Annotated in this window: 1 protein-coding gene; it reads left to right on the top strand. The window is 34.9% G+C overall.

Features of this window, described 5'->3' with window-relative positions; all coding sequences use genetic code 11:
* Positions 1-64 precede the first annotated feature (64 nt).
* On the top strand, positions 65-3,792 hold a 3,728-nt coding region (locus tag A3842_RS07630; protein WP_218618662.1), incomplete at its 3' end, for a non-ribosomal peptide synthetase.

Here is a 3,792-nt window from a genome sequence, read left to right as displayed (position 1 = left end):
GTATCGCACAAGTTTATTTGAGAAAGAAACAATTTCAAATATGTGCAAACATTTTGAGGTTATAATGCAGCAGATATTCAACAACCCGGAAATCAACATAGGTGAAATCGAATTCATTTCTCAAATTGAAAAGGATCAAATATTGACCCAGTTCAACGATGTTGTAACTCGCAACCCTTCATTCACAATACACGAGTGGTTCGAGCAACAAGTTGCAAAGACCCCTGATCATGTTGCAGTTGTTTGTGGAGAAGAGGAAATTACCTATAATCAACTTAATAAAAAAGCAAATTCACTTGCAAATCTATTAAGAAAAAATATGGTTACTAAAGGGAGAGTTGTGGCAATAGTATTAGATCGGTCTATAGATTTTATCATCAGTATCTTTGGAATATTAAAGTCAGGCGCAGCCTATTTACCAATTGATACAGAATATCCTGATGAAAGAATTAACCATATGCTTTTACAGGCGAATGCGGCTGGACTAATCTCTCGCTCTGATTTTCAGATAAACATGCTCTCTTGCTTCCGAATCAATATAGATGAAATGATATATACAAATGAAGATGTAGCAAATTTATCAAACATTAACTCCGATAATGATCTGGTGTATACCATCTTTACATCGGGTTCTACAGGCCGCCCTAAAGGTGTTATGGTTGAACATGGAAGTTTAGTCAACTATATATCTTGGAGGATTAAAGCCTATGATTTCAGTGATCGTGATGTGGCATTACAACTATTATCCGTCGCGTTTGACGGTTTTGGAGCGATTTTATATTCCTGTTTATTGTCAGGGGGGAAGCTTGTTTTACTTAATAGCGATCATTCGAAAAACGTGAACTTGATCAAGCAGTCAATAATAAACTATGGAATTACGTGCAGTAGTTTTGTACCCTCATTATATAGGTTAATCATTGATGCATCCAATAAAGAGGATATCAAAACTCTTCGTATCGTCACACTTGCTGCCGAAAAAACAGACAAAAGTTTAGTTAACAGTAGCTCTCAACTCAACCCCAATCTGATATTAGTTAACGAATATGGACCTACTGAAAATACTATTGGCACTACCGCGAACTTTTCTATGAGTGAAGGTAATGTTACTAGCATTGGTAAACCAATATCTAACAATCACATCGTAATTTTGAATGAATACTCCAATTTGTTACCAATTGGCGTTCCTGGAGAGTTATGCATTTCAGGTGCGGGACTTGCAAGAGGATATATAAATGATGATGAACTTACAGCCGATAAATTTCGTTTCAATCCATTTTTTAGAGAGATGAGGATGTATCGAACGGGTGATCTTGTCAGATGGCTTCCTGATGGAAGTATTGAATATATTGACAGAATTGATGACCAAGTTAAATTGAATGGCTATAGGATTGAATTAAGCGAAATAACATGCCATCTCCAAAAATATTCTGAAGTAGCGGATTCAATTGTTACAGTCAGAAATGATGCATCAGGAAAAAAAATGTTATGCGCGTATTATGTGGCTGAAAAAGAAATCCCTTTCAATATGCTCAGAGAGTTTTTGTCCGAGTGGCTACCAGTTTATATGATACCTAGCAGCTTTACGAAGATAAACAAAATCCCGCTTTCTCCCAATGGCAAAGCAGATAAAAATGGTTTGCCGGAGCCTAAACGGGATGAAAATAGTCGTGTAGTCAAACTGCCCGTAACTTTAGAGGAACATATCATTTGTCAAGCATATTCTGAAGTGTTCGGGATATCAAATTTAGACTTAAACAATAATTTTTTTGAACTAGGCGGGGATTCTATACGAGCTATTCAAATTGTATCTCGTTTACAAAAATATAATCGATCCCTAGAGGTAAAGGACGTATATTCGATGTCGCCCTTAAAAAAAATTGCCGAGGTTATGAGAATGCATAACCGGACGATTGATCAATCGTTGGTAGAGGGTAATGTTGAATTGCTACCCATTCAGAGGTGGTTTTTTAACAAGGGTTTTAAGTGCAATCATCATTGGAATCAAGCTATTATAGTTAAGGCGAAAAGTAATTTTGAGAAAGAACATGTTATAAAATCAATTACAGAAATTGTAAAACATCACGATGCATTACGTATGGTATTTGATGAAAAGGAAGGTTGGATCTCACAATATAATAGAGGTATCGAAGATAGGTTATTTGCATTCTCTATGGTAGATATGATGCATTTGGATAAGGCAGAACTAATTCAAAATGAGATTCGTAACGTTACTAACAAGTTGCATGCATCCCAAGACTTGATAAAGGGTCCTCTGATTCAAATAGCATTAATTAAAACTCTCTTCGGAGATCACCTTTTTATCACGATTCATCATCTAGTCATTGATGGAGTTTCATGGAGAATTTTCTTGAATGATTTTACAAGTGCTTATACACACTCTGTTAATGGAGAGACCATATCTTTACCACCAAAAACCGATTCGTTTCAAAAGTGGTCTTCTTCTGTTAATAAAATGTCAGTAAAAGGAGAAAAATCAAACGAATATTTATTTAAGGATATCTTCTTGTTCGTAAATGCTAGAGAAACGGGGCAACTTTTTGCGAATACAGGATTTGACCATGCTGTAATCTCGTTTTGTTTAGATCAACGTTATACACGAGAAATCCTCCGATCTATGAACGATATTTTTGAAACAAAGCCACATGAAATCCTGCTCGCAGCACTAACGACTGCCTTAAACAAAATGACCGGCAGCAAGCGGTTTTTAATTAACTTAGAGGGGCACGGAAGGGATATCTTAGACGAACTTGATGTAACTCGAACGATTGGCTGGTTTACCATACAATATCCTGTAATGGTGTCATGTGAGAACATAGAGGATGTTGGGGGATTGTTACAATCAGTGAAAAAAAACATCAGATTTGCTGAAGAAAAAAATAAACATAACACTAATGCAATAGAGATAACTCCTGAAATTAACTTTAATTATCTGGGACAGTTCGACGGTGATTTTGATTCGGATTTATTCATGCCATCGGAATATGATTACGGTGACTCAGTAAGTAAAGAATCAGACAAAGTGTTTATTTTGGACATTTCTAGTTATATCAAAGACGATGCACTACAGGTAACATTCTCCTATAATAAGAACATTTTTAAGCAAGAAGATATGCAGCAATTATCAAATGATTTTATCAACGACGTAACAAAAATTGTAGACTATTCCGCTAATCCAGATCAAATTATTCTTGGTAAAATTCAACCCTTTAATGATTTCTTTTATCAAGACTGCTTTTACAGTGCATTCTTCGCTGTAGCTGAACACTTTAACAGGGATATATTGAGTTTTATTTATACAGATATATTTAGATATGAATTTACAGAAGAAAGTAAAAGTCTAAGTTGTAAGATTAAATCTAATATTGGTTTCGAGGAACTTGTTTCTCAAGAAGGTATTGAGGTTGATATGAAATCCGGACTGAATTGTGTTATTGAAGAGGTTATGAGTTGTCTTAAAAATCGTAAACCGGTGATTTTATCAATTGATTGCTATGAAATAAAGATGCGGGAAGAGTATAAAAAAAATCATTCTAGTCATTCGATTTTGGTGTATGGGTTTGATGAAAATAAGAAAGTGATCAATGCAATCTTCCAATCCGAGAATGCTGGGTCAAGTTATATGAAGCATGAGATAACATTTCAGGAATTGAAGAACGCATACCGTAGCTATTTAATTCATTTTGGTCATAATTCTTATTTTCCTGCATTCTCATCATATTTTGTGTGCGATGAGAAATTATATGATAAAAGAAATTTAGATCAGTTAAGGAA

This window comes from Paenibacillus sp. P3E (assembly GCF_001909045.1).
GTDB lineage: Bacteria > Bacillota > Bacilli > Paenibacillales > Paenibacillaceae > Paenibacillus_AQ > Paenibacillus_AQ helianthi.
Note: the sequence above shows the minus strand (reverse complement) of the source record. Positions and strands in the feature narration are given on the sequence as shown.